This is a genomic window from Paenibacillus sp. BR1-192, assembly GCF_029542445.1.
Classification (GTDB): Bacteria; Bacillota; Bacilli; order Paenibacillales; family Paenibacillaceae; genus Paenibacillus_AQ; species Paenibacillus_AQ lautus_A.
In genome coordinates, this window is sequence record NZ_CP120718.1 from 4,811,489 (window position 1) to 4,830,330 (window position 18,842).

Here is an 18,842-nt window from a genome sequence, read left to right on the forward strand (position 1 = left end):
CATTCCGATCAGTTGTCGGTATATCCAAAGTTGTTACCGTTTCTCCAAGCATATTGGTATAATTCATCAATCGATCATTCACTTGCATCGGAGACGCGCCTTCCACCAGTGATGCTATTACGTTCTGGGACGCTGTCTGCAGAGCTTCCCGCTGCGCTGCAGAAGCGCCCAAACGGGATACTTGTTGATTGATATCTTCAAAAACAACTCCTAATCTATTCGCGGATTCCATCCCTGGATTCGTCACTGCTTCCGCAATATATAACGGGAGATTATCGACCAAGTTGTGTAATGGGATCAAATCCATTCTTTCTTGTGCATAACCCCATCTGTTGAGCGAACTGCTAATTTCAAGAATGGATGATCTAATCAATCTTCCTATTCCGATGCGCTCGGCATAAGAAAGGATAAGTACTGCAAAAAAGTTTATTCGATCTATAATTTCTCTGCTATTGTTCATATTAGAAATAACTAATACTTGCTCAGCGGCCGTTCGGATAAATCGCTTTTCGCTTTTAGATAGTGACATATTGGAAGACAACAACATTTTTTGGATCCGTCGAACTTGTCTTTTTAGACGAATGAAGTTTTCATGTACCGGTTGCTCAATGAATATGCGGACAAGTGCTCTCAATTGGCGAAACGACCAAACCAGGCGACTCAACCAAAGCTCTCTTAACCTCGTTCGCCTGGGCGCTATTTTTCGTGAAGGCGTGCACTTCAATTTGCCGCGATTTCCTCTCCGTGGGGAATCCAATATGCTTCACTCCTCGTTCTGCTTCTCTACGACTCAGCAAACACCCATATCTGCAGATTATTCACTGGGCGAACAATAGGTTCGAAATCTTACAGTTGAGCCGCAACAAAAAAAGAGAAGGCCCATTTAAGAGAAGCCCTCTCTTTTCGTCATCCAAGTTATTAGTTTCATTTTGCCTTGCCGCTTTGGGCACGTAATTTCTCAAGATACGCCGTATCCTGTTTCGAAAGCTCCAGTCCCTCCAATAATTCAGGGCGTCTTTCCCATGTTCGTTTGAGCGCTTGTTCACGGCGCCATACATCGATATTCGCATGATGACCGCTTAGCAAAATATCCGGCACTTTCCAGCCGCGGAACTCCGCCGGACGTGTATAGTGCGGGTATTCCAGCAGGCCCGTACTGAATGAATCCGTCACCGCCGAGGTTTCATTCCCAAGTACACCCGGCAGCAATCGGACGACGGAATCGATGACCACCATGGCCGGCAGCTCTCCGCCGGTAAGCACGTAATCTCCGATGGATAACTCATCCGTCACGAGAAACTCGCGGATTCGTTCATCGTAACCTTCGTAATGCCCGCATATAAACACCAGATGCTCTTCTTGAGACAGCTCTTCCGCCTTCTTCTGCGTAAAAGTCTCTCCTTGCGGGCACATCAGAATGACTCGCGGAGGCTTGGCTGGGCCGGTGATATCAGCCGAAATCTCTCCGGCAGGATGAACTCCCTCCCCATGATTCGAAATCTCATTCGGATCCGAAGCGAGGATGTCCTCTACCGCAGCAAAAATCGGGTCCGGTTTTAACACCATTCCGCCACCCCCTCCATATGGAGTATCGTCGACCTGCCCATGCTTGTTCCCGGCATACTGGCGGAAGTTGATGGCATTCAGGTTCACGATTTCTTTCTCGGCCGCTTTACCCAGAATACTCGAATGGAACACGCCATCAAACATTTCGGGAAACAGCGTCAACACATCAATCCGCATGGACTATAACAACCCTTCCATAAGATGCACGCGGACAAGCTTCGATTCCTTGTCGACATCCAGTACGACATCCGGTATGGCCGGGAGTAGAATTTCTTTTCCCTTAGGCGTTTTGACAACCCATACGTCATTGGCGCCCGGCGTCAAAATCTCGGAAATCGTGCCAAGCTCCTCAGCCGGTTCCTCATCCGTTATCACCTTGCAACCAATGATCTCGTGGAAATAGTACTCGTTCTCCGGAAGCTCCTCCTGAAGATCCTCGGTAATTTTCAGCAGCGAGCCCTTATATTTTTCAGCCTCGTTAATCCCATGAAGCTCCTTGAATTTCAGGACATACATGTTTTTATGAAAGCGGGATGTTTCGACCGTTACTTCAATCTTATTCCCTTTGTCGGGAACGATATACAGCTTGCTCTTCGCGGCAAAACGCTGGTCGGCAAAATCCGTATGCGGCATGACCTTAACTTCGCCGCGAATGCCGTGCGTGTTCACGATTTTGCCTACGGTATACAACTTTTCAGACATGGTCTTCCTCCTGCATCACTTAATGAACGTTCTAAGCTGGTATGACCGGCTGATTTCTTCAGCATGTACGAAAAAGGGCTAGGACATGCATCCTAACCCCCTTTCGTATATTTTAAGAAATGATATCAACGGTCACCCGTTTATCCATTTTAACTGCCGCCGATGTAACGACTGTACGCAATGATTTGGCGATACGCCCTTGTTTGCCTATGACCTTCCCGACATCGTCAGGATGCACGTACAGTTCATATACAATCAAGTGCTCCTTCTCAACGGTTTTCACAGTCACATCTTCTGGATGATCCACTAAAGCCTTAGCAATAACGCGAACTAATTCTTCCATAGATAACCCTCGCGATCAGTCTTATTTCTGATGCTTCAGCTCATGAAACTTCTTCATTACGCCCGCTTTGCTAAGCAAGTTGCGAACCGTGTCAGATGCTTGCGCACCATTTTGAAGCCAGTTCAGTGCTTTCTCTTCATCGATCTTAACTTCAGCCGGTTGAGCAACCGGATTGTAATAACCGATTTCCTCGATAAAACGGCCGTCACGTGGGGAACGGGAATCAGAAACCACCACGCGGTAGAAAGGAGCCTTGTGAGCACCCATGCGTTTCAGACGAATACGTACTGCCATTTGAAAATTCACCTCCTTCAAAAAATGTCCATTCGATATAACCGGGGCTTAACGGAACGGAAACTTCATGCCTTTTCCGCCGGTCAGGCCCTTCAGCTGCTTCAAGGCCTTGTTCTTGCCGCCTTTAGGACCCATCATATCCGAGAACTGTTTCATCACGCGGCGCATTTCGTCAAACTGCTTGATGAGCCGGTTCACTTCAGCCAGCGAGGTTCCGCTGCCGGCCGCAATCCGTTTACGACGGTTGTGATTGATAATGTCAGGCTGCTGCTTCTCCGCCGTTGTCATGGAGTGGACGATAGCCTCGATGCGTCCCATCTGCTTCTCGTCAACCTTGAGATCCTTGGCTTGCTTCATCTTGCCCATGCCTGGAATCATATCCATCAGCTGATCCAGAGGACCGAGCTTCTTCACTTGATCCATTTGCTCCAAGAAATCCTCAAACGTAAATTCGGCATTGCGCATTTTACGTTCCATTTCCTTGGCCTTGTCCGCATCAATGTTCGATTGTGCTTTCTCGATAAGAGACAGCATATCGCCCATGCCGAGGATCCGCGATGCCATCCGTTCCGGATGGAACGGCTCGAGCGCATCAATCTTCTCCCCGAGCGCCGCAAATTTAATCGGACATCCGGTAACGGCCTTAACCGAGAGGGCAGCACCGCCTCGGGTGTCACCGTCCAGCTTTGTCAGCACGACGCCCGTGAGCGTCAGCTGCTGGTTGAAGCTTTCCGCGACATTCACCGCATCCTGACCCGTCATCGCATCAACGACAAGCAGGACTTCATCAGGATTCACCACGCTGTGGATCTGCTTCAATTCTTCCATCAGCTCTTCATCGACATGCAGCCGGCCGGCGGTATCGATAATGACATAATCGTGGCCGTTATCTTTGGCATGCTGCAGGCCCTGCTTCGCGATTTCAACCGGGCTTGTCTTGTCTCCTAAGGAGAATACCGGCACATTGATCTGATTGCCGAGCACTTCGAGCTGCTTGATCGCAGCGGGGCGATAGATGTCGCCTGCCACGAGCAGCGGTCGGCTGTTCTGCTTCTGAAGCAGCTTAGCCAGCTTGCCCGAGGTCGTTGTCTTACCGGCACCTTGCAAACCGGCCATCATAATGACCGTCGGCGGCTTATTGCTCTTCGCCAGCTTGGCTTGGCTTCCCCCATCAACTCCGTCAGCTCTTTGTTAACGATGTCGATGATCACCATGCCGGGCGTAAAGCTGTCCATCACTTCCTTGCCGATGGCCTTCTCTTTTACTTTGGATACGAAATCCTTAACCACTTTGAAGTTAACGTCGGCTTCCAGAAGCGCGAGTCTAACTTCACGCATGGCGGCTGTTACATCTTCTTCGGACACCTTGCCTTTACCACGAAGCTTGCTGAACACATTCTGTAGTCTGCTGGTCAATCCTTCAAACGCCATATCCGCCACCTCCGTTCATACTTAATCCCATACTTTTAATCGTTCGACCATATCGGTCATTACATGCTTATCTTGTTCGTCCAGGTCGCTAGTCTCCACCATTTCCCGGAACTTATCCAGCTCTCGGACACGCGCCTCATGCTTGCTCAGGAGTCCCAGCTTCTCTTCATAAGACTCGAGCACCTGCTCTGCGCGCTTAATATGCTCATAGACGGCCTGACGACTAATCTCAAATTCGCCGGCGATTTCGCCCAGGGAAAAATCGTCATGGAAATAATATTTCAAAAAGGTCTGCTGTTTCTCTGTCAGCAGCTGCTCATAGAAATCGAACAGCAAATTGATCCGGTTCGTCTTCTCGAGCCGATTCTCCTGACTCATTTAAGGGCACCCCCCTCGTCAAGGAAAAACACTTTACAGTTCGCTTAACGAACCTTATCATACAAAAAACGAAGAAGGATGTCAAGCCATTTCCCTTGTCATCCTTCATCATGCGCAGAAAGCCGTCTTCCCAGCGGTTCAACCGATAGGCAGAAGGTATATCAGTATCGCAAAAAAGTGGAGAATCGAGCCCGCCAGCACAAACAAATGCCAGATGGCATGATGGTACGGGAAGCCTCTCCATACATAGAAAATGGTACCCAGCGTGTACAGCACGCCGCCAAGAACTAGCAAATTCATGCCTTGAGGCGCGACTACCGCCGTTAACGGATTCCAGGCAATGACGATCAGCCAGCCCATCGCAATGTAGAAAATCGTGGAGAGGAACAGAAACTTTTTGACAAAAAACGCTTTAAATACGACGCCGAACAGCGCAATGCCCCATACGATTCCGAAGAGACTCCAGCCCAGCGGCCCCCGGATGGCGACCAACAGGAACGGCGTATAGGTCCCCGCGATAAACAAATAAATGGAAGAGTGGTCCATAAACTCAAAGAAATCCTTGGCTTTCCCGTCCCTCAAGCCGTGAACGAGCGTTGAGCTCAAGTATAGAAGAAGCATCGTGGATCCGTAGATCGTAAAGCTCACAACATGCCAGGCTGTGCCCTTCAAGCTTGAAAAAACGATCAGGAGCACCAGCGCGGCAACGCTTAGCGCCGCTCCTATGCCATGCGTTATTGCGTTCGCTATCTCTTCTCTGCGCGGATAAGTGTAAGTATTGGCCATAACAGGTATCCTTTCGCTCTGAAATCTTATAGAGGTTGTTCAAAAAGTCATCTTTTGATCACGCAGCAGCACATGAAGCGACTTTTTGAACCCAACTTATACTTCATTATAAGCTCTGCCTGCATGCAAAATCCAGCGGACGCCCATATCAGCTTCTTTGCGGTAGGAACGAGCTCCGAACGCAACAAGTACCTTCTTGGAATTCGCGAACCTTCACTCTCCCTCGTTTTATATGAAAAGACAGGACCGAAACGTCATATTGAAGGCAATATATGGAATTTAATAGATTCGTTCCGGCCAGGGGAAAGCCTGTAGAAATCAACCATTTTTCAGCGATTCGGCGCATTCGTCCAATTCTATGAAGCTAGCATTGCATATATTATCCGGAGTACAAAGAAAGGAGGAAACCTCTTGGCTGTCATCATTTATCCGAGAACGATGAACTGGTCGTACATGAAACAGAGACCGCAGCAGCTTATGGCGCAATTGGGCTCGCTTGGTCATCAGGTTTTCTTCGAAAACCTGGCCCCGCTCGATAAGGAGTTCAAAGAAATTGAACCGAATGTGTATCTGTTCACCGATACCAAAACGTTTCTGCACAAAAAGCTGCCTGCCCTCCGCAAAGAACATCCCATTGTCGTTTGGACCACCTGGTCTAAGCTCCGGACGCGCATTTCCACGCTTTTCAAGCCCGATATTACGATCTACGACTGCTGTGACGAATTTCCGCATTGGGCTAAATATGAACCGAAAATGATTGATGAGGCGGACCATGTCGTGTGTACCGCAGAGGTGATCCACACCCGGTTGTCCTTGGCTTATCCGGATAAACCGCTCACCCTGATCCCGAATGGAGCTGACTCTTCATTTTTTCATATTCCATTCAGCGAAAGACCCGCCGATCTCCCTCCGGGTCCTGTTGTTGCTTATATCGGAGCCTGGGCATATTGGGTGGACCATGAGCTGTTCGCTAAGGCCGCCCTTCGGTTTCCGAACGTCCAATTCGTTTCCATTGGTGCTCCTTACGGCAGCTCCGGCGATTATTCGAAGCTACCGAACGTGCATATTCTCGGGGAAAAGCCGCACCAGGAGCTGAAGCGTTACCTTACTCATATCGACGTTGCGTTGATTCCTTCCAATACCATCCGATTACGCTCGCTACCAATCCGGTCAAAGCATACGAGTATATGGCTTCCGGCGTCCGGGTGCTGTCGACGGCGCTGCCGGAATGCATAGCCATGGAGCCGCACGTCACCACAGCGACGACCCATGATGATTTCTTGGGCAAGCTGGCAGCCATGCTGGATCGCCCCGATTCAGCAGAGCACAAGCTCGCCCGCATAGCCTACGCCAGAGAGAACCGCTGGGTTGAACGCGGATTGAAAGCCGATCAAGTCATCCGGCAAGCCATCATGGACAAAAGCATGAATGCCCAGTGATCCCTTACGCCACGATCCGTACGCAGCCGTTCGGCTATAGGTCCACCGATGCCGCATCTTATCGTGAGCGGGTCATTCAGGAAGTATCAGGGACAGACCGCGAGTGGATTTTATGGAGCTGCAGCTTGTCGTTTACCCATCGGGGAACGTCGGCTCTGGTCCCAATGCCGCTTCATATACCGGACCATGTCGTCTGTATATGTAGGAGCGGTGCCCCGATCTATTGGAGAAGAGCCTGGCTGCTTGCCGCCCTCGCCCGCTGGAATGACAAGCTTCCCGCTGCCAGATTTCTGCCTTATGATCTCCTGCCAGTCGATTCCAGCCTAACGTTACATCTGAAAGCTGCGCATTACCCACCGTATCAGAAGGAGCTGGAGTATATTCTCCCCGTTCTGTCTGCAACACGGAGGCAAGATAGCGCCGCTGGCCCCGAAGGGGCTTTATCTTCCAAACCGCCTCAGCAGCCAGAAGTCTCCATTCTCATGAGCATTTATAACATGAAGGACACTTTAGGCTGGAGCATTCGTTCCGTATTGGCGCAAACGAACGAAAACTGGGAGCTCTTAATCGGCGATGACGGCTCGGAGGACGAAAGTCTGAAGGAAGCCTGCGCTTTTCATGACGGTCGAATAAGGGTGATAACACAATCGCGTAACCGAGGAAAGGCGATCATGATGAATCGCCTGCTTACGGAAGCAAAAGGTCACTATATTCTGGAATTGGATGGGGATGATTGGCTGGCACCCGAAACGGTTGCTCTCCTATCCGAGGCGCTTGACAAAAATCCGGACGGGCTGATCGCCACGGGCAGATACGGATGCTGGGAACGAACCCGGCAGCTCGGTCCGTTATGGAGAAGGAATGTTGACTCCGGCAAGCTATATTCGATATACTCTCCGTCCTTCAATCGATCGCATGAACACGACCACCCGCTCGTTCCCCGAATGTACCGCAAATCTTCCCTGGTCGCCGTTGACGGCTGGTGGAATCGCGAGGATCGTTTCGGACGCATCTTCGAAGATATCGATGTGACCGCACGCGTTCTTAAACAAAGTTCGCCGATCTGTGTGGATGCGCTGTTGTATCATCGCGTCGTTTATGGCGGCAGCACCAGCCAACGAAGCCGCAGCCTCTACGAAGCCTGGTATCAGCAAACCATGCAGGGTTAGCGATTGAAAAGGAGGTGATACGTCATGCATATTGCCGCTTCCGGCTACTATGGAATGGGAAACTTCGGCGATGATTTGTTTCTTCACACCCTTCGACAAGTATTCCACGAACACCACGTCTATCCTTGGAATTCCCGACTGGATCCCCGTCAGACGGATGCCTTTATCATCGGCGGTGGCGATTTGATTACACCTTACTCGTTCAATTCGTATTACTTCCCTCCGCAGCTCAAAGGACAGCCTACCTGGGTTTACGGCGTCGGCATCGTCGATGCCTACCCGGAACACACCTGGCCTGAAGAGCAGGTATCCGCCTACCGGGAGATGATCTCCCAGGCAAAACGCGCGGTGTTTCGGGATGAACGATCGTCGGCCATCGCCAAGCGGGCTGGCTTTCACCGAAACGTCGAAACGGCCCCAGATATGGTATTCGGCTACCGTCAGCCCGACATCCCGGTAAAACGATTCTCGAAGCGTCCAACGATTGGCGTTGTTGTGTTTTCCTATGAATCGTTCCCGATGGATAATATGACCAAATTGCTGGGTCATCTTGTCGCAGCAGGCTATCATGCCGTCCTAATTCCGGTCATTCATCATCCGGGGAACGCGTATTCCGATTACAGCACATGCCTCCAGTTACAGCAGAAGGTAAGGGAGCTAACGCCCGGCGCTTCCATTGAAACGCTGCCGTTTCTCATGGATATTGAGCTCACCTACAGTTTCATACAATCCGTGGACTATCTGATCTCGTTCAAGCTTCATCCTTCGCTGGCCGCTTTACGCGGAGGCAAACCCGTACTGGCGCTCAGCACCATGGGCAAAGTGCACAGCCTGCTGAGCTCTTTTCATCTCGGCCAATACTTTACGGATTACCGTCAGCCGCTTGATGCGCTGGTGGATAGAACCGAGAGCTTCCTTAAATACGGCCCTGGTCACGTGCAGCAGATGATGCCGCTGATCCGGGCAGCCGAGAAAAAAAGCACAGCCTCGCTCCTCGATTTAAAGAATCACATCGAAGAGCACAACCGTTGGTAATACAGAAAGGAGAATGAGTATGTGTTGCTTCCTGTTCTGCAGAAAGCTTGCCGGACGAGTAAAAAAACTAACGCGGCAGGTCGAGCTTCTAAGCCAGGAAACCAGTCAATTAACCGTTAGGGTGGAATCGCTGGAGAGCCAGGTGCTCACGGGGCTAACCATTAATCCGGAACTGACTCAGTATTTCGAAGTCCGCACCGGTCAACAGGTTAGAGTAAGCACAACGTTTGTCACCTTGGAGGGGATCGTTTTGGCCACCGCCGAAGACGGCGTTCAGCTTCGTGAAGCATCCGGTGACCTTGTGCTGATTCCATTCGCCAATATTACTTCCGTTCAGTAATCCCGCTTAGGGATGCTGAAGATCAGCTCCAAACATTCATTTACGGCAAGGAGGTTAACCGATATGCGCTACGTGGATTGGCTTCAAGGATTTATCGGCTCGGAAACCGAAGTAACCGTGTCGGGAGATGTCATCATCGGCACGCTGAACAAAGTGGGCGAGGGAACCATCACCTTAAAAGTACCGCCGATCATCTATGGCCCGCCAACCGATACCGCCATCATCCCGCTTCGCTCGATTGAATTCGTTCGAATCGTTTCTTCGTAAGAATAAGTATGCATGGCTCTTGGACCGAACTGAACACAAAAAAGGACCGAAAGTAAATCTTTCGGTCCTTTTTTTGTATACCTGCTCGTTTTCGCTAGACAAGGGTCTAGTCTTGTTGTTCTTCAGCATTCTCTTCTTCTTTAATCAAACCCGCAAAGAGAGCATGCACAAACTGCTCCGAATCGAAGGTCTGCAGATCACCCATCTTCTCCCCCAAGCCCACCAGCTTCACCGGCAAATTCAGCTCTTGACGGATCGCGATGACGATTCCGCCCTTAGCCGTACCATCGAGCTTGGTTAACACGAGGCCGGTCACGCCGCTCTTCTCGCCGAACAGCTTCGCCTGGCTCAGCGCATTCTGTCCCGTCGTCGCGTCAAGGACCATCAGCACCTCGTGCGGGGCACTTGGAATTTCGCGTTGAATGACGCGGAAGATTTTGTTCAGCTCTTCCATCAGATTCGTTTTGTTCTGAAGGCGTCCCGCCGTATCGCAGAGCAGGACATCCGCCTGCCGCTGCTTGGCGGCTTGAACCGCATCAAACATGACGGCTGCCGGGTCTGAGCCGGGCTGCTGTTTAATGACTTCAACGCCAACCCGCTCCCCCCATACCTCCAGCTGCTCGATCGCACCGGCCCGGAAGGTGTCTCCCGCTGCGAGCAAAACCTTCTTGCCCTCCTGCTTGTAACGATGCGCCAGCTTGCCAATCGTTGTTGTTTTGCCGACTCCGTTAACGCCCACGAACAAGATGACCGTAATCCCGTCCGGATTCTCCCGCAGCTCGTTGCTGCTGTCATCACGGAGAAGTCCCATCAGCTTCTCGGACAATACCGGCTGCAAATCGGCAGCGTCCTCGATCCGCCGTTTTTTCACCTCGGCACGAAGATCGTCCATCAGATCCATCACCGTATTGACGCCGACGTCAGCGCCAATCAGAATCTCTTCCAATTCCTCGTAGAACTCCTCATCGATCTTTTTCCGGCGAATCACCAGGTCCGATACTTTCTCGATAAACCCCTTCCGGGTTTTCTCCAATCCGTCGCGGAACTGTTTTGTTACGTTTTCCGTTTTGCTGGAAATGCTCTCTTTTAACCTCTTAAAAAAGCTCATACGTACCCTCCATGTCGTTATGTTAAATTAGGCAATCTCCGCTTCCTCATTCTCAAGCTTGACGGATACCAGCTTCGACACGCCGCCTTCCTCCATCGTGACGCCGTACAGCACGTCCGCCTCTTCCATCGTTCCTTTGCGGTGGGTGACCACAATAAACTGCGTTTGTTCAGAGAATTCGCGCAGATACTGGGCAAATCGTACCACGTTCGCTTCATCTAGCGCCGCTTCGACTTCATCAAGCACGCAGAACGGAACCGGCTTCACCTGCAAAATGGCAAACAGCAGCGCCATAGCCGTTAATGCACGTTCTCCGCCGGAGAGCAGCTGCAGATTCTGCAGCTTCTTGCCTGGAGGCTGGGCGACGATATCGATCCCCGTCTCAAGCAATCGTTCCGGATCGATCAGGATCAGGTCGGCTCGTCCTCCTCCGAACAGCTTCGTAAACACCGTGCCGAACTCGCGCCGGATGGCATCGAAGGTCTGCTTGAAGCGCTTGGACATTTCATCGTCCATTTCCTTAATGACTTGGTAGAGCGTCGTTTTCGCTTCTACCAGGTCCGCCTTCTGCTCGCTCAGGAAGAGGTATCTCTCATTGACGCGCTGGTATTCTTCAATGGCCCCGAGATTGACGTCCCCCAGGGAAGTGATGGACCGTTTCAAATCACGAACTTCGTTCTGAGCGGCCGTGATGTCTTCCGGAATCGGATACCGCTGCTTGGCAAGCTCGTAGCTCAGCTCATAGTCCTCGCTTAACTTCTTTAATATATTTTCAAGCTCGACATCGAGCCGGTTTACCCCAATCTCGGTCTGGCGCAGCTGATCATCCACGGACCGCAGCTGGGTGCGCTGTTCCTTGGTTTCGCTCTCTTCCAGCTCCAGCTTCCGGCTTAGCGCGCTGCGTGCCGCCCGTTTGAATTCGAGCTGCTGCGTGGCTTCTTCCTTCTTCAGCTTGTACTGGTTCAGATCCTCGATCTGCTTGACGCTCTCGCTTTCGTTCTGACTTAGGTCCGCTTGAACGGAGGCCAGCATCGTGCGGTTCTGCTTCTGTTCCTTCTCATGGTTGTCAACATCCGATTGCAGGCGTTTCAGCTGCTCCTCAAGCGAGAAGGTTTCCTGATCCAGCTTTCCTTCGCGAACCTTGAGGGTTGTCAGCTGGCTCTGAAGCTCTTCCTTGGCCGATTCATTTGCTTTTCGGGCAAACTCTGCCGCTTGGATGGCCAGATGGGTGGACTTCTCTTCTTCCTCCAGCTCAGACAGCAGCTTCTGCGCGCGTTCACGGCTTTGCTGAATTTCCTTGGCTTCCTTCTCTTGACTGCTCTTCTCTTCGCCTGCCAGCTCGGCTTGCTCGAGGACGTGCCGCAGCTCATGCTCAAGCTGCTTGCGGTCGCCCGCAGCCTGCTGTTCCTCGATCCGTTTGTCGTCTCCGGCTTTGCGAAGCTCGTCCAGCTTATCTTGAGATTCAATCATTTGATTCCGAACGCCTTCTATGCCCTGCTGGAGCTTCTCCAGCTGCTTCTCGGTTTCCGAAATTTCCTGATCGAGCTGCTCCAGCTGCCGTTTGCGTCCCAGCAGGCTGCTTGTCTTTTTATGCTGACTGCCGCCTGTCATGGAGCCGCCTGCATTGACGACGTCTCCCTCTAGGGTGACAACGCGGAATCGATAGGAGAATCGCGCCGCGATTTTATTCGCTTGCTCCAGGGTCTCGGCGATAACGACATTGCCAAGTAGACTGCCAACGATGTTGCTGTATCTGGAATCATACTTCACCAGCTCGGAGCCAAACCCTACGAACCCGGCCTCCCCTTCCGCCAAGTGCCGGTCGGATGCCGATACGTTCCTTGGACGAATAACGTCCAAAGGCAGAAATGTCGCACGGCCTAACTGGCGCTGTTTCAGGAAGGAAATCGCCTGCCTCGACACGGATTCGTTCTCCATGACGATATGCTGAACCGACGCGCCAAGGGCGGTCTCCATCGCAAGCTCTAGCTTTTCCGGCACGCGAATAAGCTCGGCCACCGCACCATGGACGCCATGGAGCACGGATTTGCGCGAAGCCTTCAACACTTCCTTAACGCCCAGCATAAATCCGTCAAAATCGTCCTGAAGCTCTTTCATGGTATCGCGACGGGATATTTGCGCTTCCCGCTTCTGCTCCCATTTCCGAAGGGCTCCCTGCGTCTCCTCCTGCAGTTTCTGCAAGGACTGATACCGCTCGCTTTCGCTGATGTAACCGCTGCGAAGGTCCGCAATTTCTTTGCCGAAACGTTCAATGCTTCGATCGATGCTATCTTTGCGACGAAGCAGATCTTCTTTCAGGGCTTCCCATTTGCCGGATTCCTCCTGCGCCCGGTTCATCCGCCGGTCGAGCGCTTCCTGCTGCTGGTCCGCATACCGGATTTCATTCCGCGCCTGCGCCATTTGGTTCATAAGCTCCAGCAAATTCCCCTTCAAGCTCTCTTCCTGCTGCTGGCTGATACCGCCGGTTACGCCAACCAGCTTCGCTTCTTCCGCCGACAGCTGATCCCGAACCAGGGTAAGCTCCTGCTGCAGATCCTGCAGCTTGCTCTTCATTCTCGCGAGCTCGCCTACACGCTCTTCCAGACGATGATCGCCCGAGTGCAAGCTTTCTTCCAGCTGCTCGCGCGTACGTTCCAGGTTGCGGCGGCGTTCCTTGAGCACCTCGCCATAACCCTCGCTCTTCTCGAACAGCTCACTGAATTGAAGCAGCTGACTTTGCAGATCCTCAACTTCCTGCTCCAGCTGGCGAAGGGCCGATCGGTCACTCTCCAGCTTGGCATCATGCGCGGATACTACGGTGGATAAGGCAAGCTGCTCTTCCTTCAGCTGTTCAAGCTTGGCATTAGCCTCGCTCCATGAGGTATGTATCTGTTCGATCTGATACACATACAGCGAAATTTCCTTGTGCTTCAGCTCCTCCCGGAGCTCCTTGTAGCGAATCGCCTTCTCGGACTGCTCTTTGAGCGGTCCGATCTGATCCTCCAGCTCGGTGACCAAATCATGGATGCGAAGCAGATTTTGCTCCGTTTCATCCAGCTTGCGCACAGACTCTTTTTTACGAGACTTATATTTAACGATCCCGGAAGCTTCCTCAAAAATCCCCCGGCGATCTTCTGATCGTGTACTCAGAATTTCTTCAATGCGGCCTTGTCCAATGATGGAATAGGCTTCTTTGCCGATCCCGGTGTCCATGAACAGCTCCGTAATATCCTTCAACCGGCAGGACTGCCTGTTAATGAAATACTCACTGTCCCCGCTGCGGTGCACCCGTCTGGTTACGGTCACCTCGTTAAAATCCAGCGGCAGCACATGGTCCTCATTGTCCAGCGTAAGGGAAACCTCCCCATAATTGACCGCTTTACGCGCATCGCTTCCGGCAAAGATAATGTCCTCCATCTTGCCTCCGCGGAGGGATTTAGCGCTTTGCTCGCCAAGCACCCAGCGGATCCCGTCGGAAATATTGCTCTTGCCGCTGCCATTCGGACCTACAACGGCCGTGATTCCCCGGACAAACTCCATCTCCGTCTTGTCGGCAAACGATTTAAATCCTGCTAACTCGATCCGTTTCAAAAACATATTCGAACTATCACCTCTCCTGCTATTGTACCACAAGTAGAATCGGCTTCACCGCCGTCTTTGGACGAGGCCCATCAACGTTATAAGCAGCTGTCCCCTTTAACAAAAGACAGACAACGAAAAGAGCAAAAAACAGTCATCCTATCCGGGTCCGGTTATCCGCTTGACTGCTCTTTGCTCTTTGTTTGTCATCACATCAGCGAAGCTTTAGGCATCCGCACGTTTCAGCTGCTTTAAGGCTACCGCCGCTGCCTGCTGCTCGGCTTCTTTCTTGGATCTGCCGCTTCCGCGTCCAAGACATTCGCTTCCCATGTATACCTCCGAGACAAACTCCCGCTCATGCGCCGGTCCTCGCTCTTCTACGATACGATATTCCAGTGCGCCCATGCCGTGATGCTGGGTCAGTTCCTGAAGCTCGGTCTTATAATCGCTCATCTGCGGTCGACCGTTGACGGTCACCGTAGGGAAGACGTGGTCGCTCAAAAACCGGCGAACCGCTTCCAATCCCTGATCCAAATAAAGCGCCCCCACAAATGATTCGAATACGTCCGCAAGAAGTGCCGGGCGGGTTCGACCGCCCGTCATTTCCTCTCCTTTGCCTAGCAGAACGTATCGTCCAAAGTCCAGACTTACAGCAAATTGCACCAGGGAGGGCTCGCATACGATAGCGGCCCGCAGCTTGGTTAATTCGCCTTCCGGACGGTCCGGAAAAAGGTTGTACAAGAATTCGCTGACCGTCAGTTCCAGAACGGCGTCTCCGAGAAATTCAAGTCGCTCGTTGTCCTGGCTCTGACTGAAGCGATGCTCGTTTACATAAGATGCGTGGGTAAAGGCCTGCTTCAGCAGCATTGCATTGCGAAACTGGATTTGAAGTTTATGCTGTAACTGCTTCAGATCTCCACTCAACACACTGTCCCCTTACTCGGCGTATTTTTTCAGGATAATCGTGGCATTATGCCCGCCAAACCCGAACGAATTGGACATCACGACATCCAAATCGGCTTTACGCGGGTGATTCGGCACGTAATCCAGATCGCACTCCGGATCCTGATCCTCCAGGTTAATCGTCGGTGCAATGGTCTGGTTCTTCAAGCTCAATCCGCAGATAACCGCCTCGACACCGCCGGCGGCCCCAAGCAAGTGACCTGTCATCGACTTGGTCGAGCTCACGGCCACTTTGTATGCATGGTCGCCAAGAGCCATCTTGACGGCCTTCGTTTCCGAGCGGTCACCCACCGGCGTAGATGTCCCGTGTGCATTAATGTAATCCACGTCTTCCGGCGCAATGCCTGCGTCGCGGATCGCCATCTTCATGCAGCGGGCTGCCCCGTCCGGATCCGGCTCGGTAATGTGATGGGCATCGGCGCTAAGGCCGTAACCAACCACCTCGGCGTAGATCTTGGCTCCGCGTTTCAACGCGTGCTCAAGGGATTCGATGACGAGCACGCCGGCACCTTCACCCATGACAAAACCGTCGCGGCCGGTATCGAATGGCCGGCTGGCCTTCTCCGGCTCGTCATTGCGGGTCGACATTGCGCGCATAGCGCAGAAACCAGCCATCCCCGTCGGACGAATGGTCGCCTCCGCCCCGCCGCAGATCATGACGTCGGCATCGCCGCGCTGAATCAGGCGATAGGAATCGCCGATCGAATGCGTTCCGGTAGCACAAGCCGTCACTTGGGTGGTGTTCGGCCCTTTGGCTCCCAGATTGATGGACATTTGGCCTGAGGCCATGTTGGCGATCATCATCGGAATAAAGAAGGGGCTTACACGTTTCGGGCCTTTTTCCAGCAGGATGTTATGCTGATCCTCCCAGGTTCCCAAACCGCCGATACCCGATCCGATGGAAACGCCGACCCGCTCTGCATCGGCATTTACGCCGATATCAAGACCGCTATCCTCCAGCGCCTTCGAACCAGCCGCCACAGCTAGCTGCACAAATCGGTCCATCTTGCGGGCTTCCTTGCGGTCCATGTAATCCTCCGGGTTGAAATCCTTCATGGACGCAGCGATCTGCGTGGTGTAATCACTCACGTCAAACGCTTCGATTCGGGATACGCCGGACTTGCCTTCCATCAAACTGTTCCAGAATGTATCAAGATCTTGACCAAGCGAGGTCATGACTCCCATTCCTGTTACAACGACTCTTTGTTTCAAACAGACTCACCTCTATGTGGACTGCCCGTCCATCTATGAAACCGCAAGGACTCAAAATGAACCAAGGCAGTAATAATCTATCACTTGTTAGAACTAAAGCTTTGATTGAATGTGGAGAAGTCCCGCCTTGCTAAAGAACGGGACTTAACTGTAATGACTTAGGTATGAGATTGTATGTAGTTTACAACTTCACCTACGGTCGTAATTTTCTCCGCATCTTCATCAGAGATCTCCATATCAAACTCATCTTCCAACTCCATCACCAATTCAACTACATCGAGAGAATCAGCTCCAAGGTCGTCTTTGAAAGATGCTTCTAATGTTACGTCGGCTTCGTCAACACCCAGGCGGTCGATAACGATGCGTTTTACGCGTTCCAATACATCGGACATCCGGCTCACCTCCTCTTGGTCATTATACGAGATATGACTTCAAATTGCCATAGAAGGCATTTGAAAACGATTTAGCGCCCGGCGCGTCAAGCGCCGGAACAGCAGCGGCTCTACATGTACATGCCGCCATCCACATGCAGCACCTGTCCAGTCATATAAGACGCGCTGGAAGATGCTAGAAAAGTCACCACGCCGGCAATCTCTTCCGGCTGGCCAAGACGGGCCAGCGGAATTCCGCCAAGCAGGCCTTCGCGCATGTCCTCGGGAAGTTCACGGGTCATGTCGGTATCGATAAATCCTGGCGCTACCGCATTTACCGTAATGCCACGGGAAGCCAGCTCCCTCGCGGCTGATTTGGTCAGACCGATGACGCCGGCTTTGGCCGCGACATAATTGGCCTGTCCCGGATTGCCAAGCGCTCCGACAACGGAGGATATGTTGATAATGCGTCCATAGCGCTGCTTCATCATGGGACGCGTCACCGCTTTGAGGCAATTGAATACCCCTTTCAGATTCGTTTCGATCACCTGATCGAACTCCTCTTCCTTCATGCGCATGATTAGATTATCTCTAGTAATCCCCGCATTATTCACCAAGATATCAATTCGACCAAAAGTCTCTAACACCTGCTTAACCATCGCATCGGCTTCCTCGGTCCGTCCGACGTTGGATTTAACCGCGATCGCCGAAACGCCCTTTGCGCGTATCGCCTCCACAACCTCGGTTGCGGCCGCTTCGCTTCCTGCATAATTGACAGCAACGTTCGCGCCCAGATCGGCAAGTGCGAGGGCAATGCTCCGGCCGATTCCTCGGGAAGCACCCGTAACAAGCGCAGTCTGTCCTTTTAGAGCTTCACTCATACCTGTTCCTCCTTTCCAGAGTGATCCGGTTGGCATCAAAAGCTGTTTAAACAACCGTCTCCAAACTATTGACGCTCTCCAGACTATTCACATTCATGACTTTGACGGATTTATCAATTTTCTTGATCAAACCGCTGAGAACGCTGCCGGGACCAATCTCAACGAAGGTGTCCACGCCTTGAGCGATCATCCACTCCACGCTGTCATGCCACAGCACAGGGGAATAGACCTGCTCCACCAGCAAACCGCGGATGGCAGCCGCATCTTCCACCGGACGCGCCGTCACGTTGGCAACCACCGGTACGGAAGGTGCGTTGAATGAAGCCTGCTCCAGTTTGCCGGCCAGACGCTCAGCCGCCTCCTTCATTAAGGAAGAATGGAAGGGGCCGCTGACTTCCAGCGGGATGGCCCGCTTGCCGCCGGCTTCCTTGACTCTTTCTGCAGCAGCTGCAACGCCTTGAGCCGAACCGGAAATGACGATTTGCCCCGGGCAGTTCATGTTCGCAAGCTCTACGACATGCCCCTCTGCCGATATGCCCTTGCACAGCTCGGCCAGGGCCTCCCGGTCTGCGCCGAGAACGGCTGCCATGGCGCCTTGTCCTCCGGGAACAGCAGCTTCCATGTATTCGCCGCGTGCTCTAACGATCGACACGGCTTCTTCGAACGAGAGCACGCCTGCGCACACAAGCGCACTGTACTCGCCCAGGGAATGGCCAGCAACGTAATCCGGCACGATTCCTTTGCCGCGAACGGCTTCCAGATAAGCCATGCTGGTTGCGAGCAGAGCCGGCTGCGTGTTGACGGTTTGCTTCAAATCTTCATCAGGGCCATTAAAAATAATGGAGCTGAGCGGAAATCCAAGCTGAGTATCCGCGGTTATAAATAAATCGCGTGCGGAAGGAACCGCATCATAGGCGTCTTTTCCCATTCCGACGGACTGAGCGCCCTGACCCGGAAATATAAATGCTGTTTTACCCAA

19 protein-coding genes and 2 pseudogenes are annotated in these 18,842 nt (G+C 52.3%); 6 read left to right on the forward strand and 15 right to left on the reverse strand.

Annotation, left to right across the window (positions count from 1 at the left end; translation table 11 throughout):
* Window positions 1–379: 379 nt before the first annotated feature.
* From P0X86_RS21490 to trhA, 8 genes and pseudogenes are all read right to left on the reverse strand, one after another.
* Window positions 380–757: pseudogene (locus tag P0X86_RS21490) on the reverse strand (collagen-like repeat preface domain-containing protein); the annotation flags it as partial.
* Between the two features lie 167 nt (window positions 758–924).
* A complete protein-coding gene (trmD, locus tag P0X86_RS21495) occupies window positions 925–1,743 on the reverse strand; it encodes a tRNA (guanosine(37)-N1)-methyltransferase TrmD (protein ID WP_277746403.1) in 819 nt (272 codons plus the stop codon).
* A gap of 3 nt (window positions 1,744–1,746) precedes the next feature.
* Window positions 1,747–2,268: a ribosome maturation factor RimM gene (gene rimM / locus P0X86_RS21500; protein WP_277746404.1), complete on the reverse strand. Its 522-nt coding sequence runs from the start codon at window positions 2,266–2,268 to the stop codon at window positions 1,747–1,749.
* Between the two features lie 112 nt (window positions 2,269–2,380).
* Entirely contained in the window at window positions 2,381–2,611 is a 231-nt protein-coding gene (locus P0X86_RS21505) for a KH domain-containing protein (RefSeq protein ID WP_006211360.1), read from the reverse strand.
* A 21-nt stretch (window positions 2,612–2,632) separates the two neighbouring features.
* The gene (gene rpsP / locus P0X86_RS21510; RefSeq protein ID WP_006211361.1) at window positions 2,633–2,905 is read right to left on the reverse strand and encodes a 30S ribosomal protein S16; all 273 of its coding nucleotides are present in this window, start codon (window positions 2,903–2,905) and stop codon (window positions 2,633–2,635) included.
* 48 nt (window positions 2,906–2,953) lie between these two features.
* Window positions 2,954–4,335, reverse strand: a pseudogene (ffh, locus tag P0X86_RS21515) (signal recognition particle protein).
* A 21-nt stretch (window positions 4,336–4,356) separates the two neighbouring features.
* Entirely contained in the window at window positions 4,357–4,713 is a 357-nt protein-coding gene (locus P0X86_RS21520; RefSeq protein WP_096776717.1) for a putative DNA-binding protein, read from the reverse strand.
* A 138-nt stretch (window positions 4,714–4,851) separates the two neighbouring features.
* On the reverse strand, window positions 4,852–5,499 hold the full coding sequence (gene trhA, locus P0X86_RS21525; RefSeq protein ID WP_015736361.1) for a PAQR family membrane homeostasis protein TrhA: 648 nt from the start codon (window positions 5,497–5,499) through the stop codon (window positions 4,852–4,854).
* Window positions 5,500–5,910: 411 nt separating this feature from the next.
* Between trhA and P0X86_RS21530 the strand changes: the two genes are divergently transcribed.
* The 6 genes from P0X86_RS21530 to P0X86_RS21555 all read left to right on the forward strand — a co-directional run bounded on the left by P0X86_RS21530 (window position 5,911) and on the right by P0X86_RS21555 (window position 9,749).
* On the forward strand, window positions 5,911–6,735 hold the full coding sequence (locus tag P0X86_RS21530) for a glycosyltransferase family protein (RefSeq protein WP_277746405.1): 825 nt from the start codon (window positions 5,911–5,913) through the stop codon (window positions 6,733–6,735).
* Window positions 6,687–6,938: a glycosyltransferase family protein gene (locus tag P0X86_RS21535; RefSeq protein WP_277746406.1), complete on the forward strand. Its 252-nt coding sequence runs from the start codon at window positions 6,687–6,689 to the stop codon at window positions 6,936–6,938. The genes P0X86_RS21530 and P0X86_RS21535 overlap by 49 nt, the downstream gene beginning before the upstream one ends.
* Window positions 6,935–8,107, forward strand: a complete 1,173-nt coding sequence (locus P0X86_RS21540; protein WP_277746407.1) for a glycosyltransferase family 2 protein — start codon at window positions 6,935–6,937, stop codon at window positions 8,105–8,107. Before P0X86_RS21535 ends, P0X86_RS21540 begins: the two co-directional genes overlap by 4 nt.
* A 24-nt stretch (window positions 8,108–8,131) precedes the next feature.
* Window positions 8,132–9,142, forward strand: coding sequence for a polysaccharide pyruvyl transferase family protein (locus P0X86_RS21545; protein WP_277746408.1), 1,011 nt, complete (start codon window positions 8,132–8,134; stop codon window positions 9,140–9,142).
* 19 nt (window positions 9,143–9,161) lie between these two features.
* Window positions 9,162–9,482 carry a hypothetical protein gene (locus P0X86_RS21550; protein WP_096776721.1) on the forward strand — a complete coding sequence of 107 codons (321 nt, stop codon included), beginning with the start codon at window positions 9,162–9,164 and terminating at the stop codon, window positions 9,480–9,482.
* Window positions 9,483–9,545: 63 nt separating this feature from the next.
* Complete coding sequence (locus tag P0X86_RS21555; protein WP_015736366.1) at window positions 9,546–9,749, forward strand: hypothetical protein; 204 nt, start codon at window positions 9,546–9,548, stop codon at window positions 9,747–9,749.
* A gap of 106 nt (window positions 9,750–9,855) precedes the next feature.
* Here P0X86_RS21555 and ftsY read toward each other — a convergent pair whose 3' ends face one another.
* The 7 genes from ftsY to fabD all read right to left on the reverse strand — a co-directional run bounded on the left by ftsY (window position 9,856) and on the right by fabD (window position 18,842).
* Window positions 9,856–10,857: a signal recognition particle-docking protein FtsY gene (gene ftsY, locus P0X86_RS21560; protein ID WP_213579211.1), complete on the reverse strand. Its 1,002-nt coding sequence runs from the start codon at window positions 10,855–10,857 to the stop codon at window positions 9,856–9,858.
* A gap of 27 nt (window positions 10,858–10,884) precedes the next feature.
* The gene (smc, locus tag P0X86_RS21565; RefSeq protein WP_277746409.1) at window positions 10,885–14,454 is read right to left on the reverse strand and encodes a chromosome segregation protein SMC; all 3,570 of its coding nucleotides are present in this window, start codon (window positions 14,452–14,454) and stop codon (window positions 10,885–10,887) included.
* Between the two features lie 207 nt (window positions 14,455–14,661).
* The gene (rnc, locus tag P0X86_RS21570) at window positions 14,662–15,360 is read right to left on the reverse strand and encodes a ribonuclease III (protein ID WP_036663972.1); all 699 of its coding nucleotides are present in this window, start codon (window positions 15,358–15,360) and stop codon (window positions 14,662–14,664) included.
* 12 nt (window positions 15,361–15,372) lie between these two features.
* Complete coding sequence (gene fabF / locus P0X86_RS21575) at window positions 15,373–16,611, reverse strand: beta-ketoacyl-ACP synthase II (RefSeq protein WP_015736369.1); 1,239 nt, start codon at window positions 16,609–16,611, stop codon at window positions 15,373–15,375.
* Between the two features lie 158 nt (window positions 16,612–16,769).
* On the reverse strand, window positions 16,770–17,003 hold the full coding sequence (gene acpP / locus P0X86_RS21580; protein ID WP_006211375.1) for an acyl carrier protein: 234 nt from the start codon (window positions 17,001–17,003) through the stop codon (window positions 16,770–16,772).
* A 110-nt stretch (window positions 17,004–17,113) separates the two neighbouring features.
* The gene (fabG, locus tag P0X86_RS21585; protein WP_009594984.1) at window positions 17,114–17,863 is read right to left on the reverse strand and encodes a 3-oxoacyl-[acyl-carrier-protein] reductase; all 750 of its coding nucleotides are present in this window, start codon (window positions 17,861–17,863) and stop codon (window positions 17,114–17,116) included.
* A gap of 46 nt (window positions 17,864–17,909) precedes the next feature.
* A complete protein-coding gene (gene fabD / locus P0X86_RS21590; RefSeq protein WP_277746410.1) occupies window positions 17,910–18,842 on the reverse strand; it encodes an ACP S-malonyltransferase in 933 nt (310 codons plus the stop codon).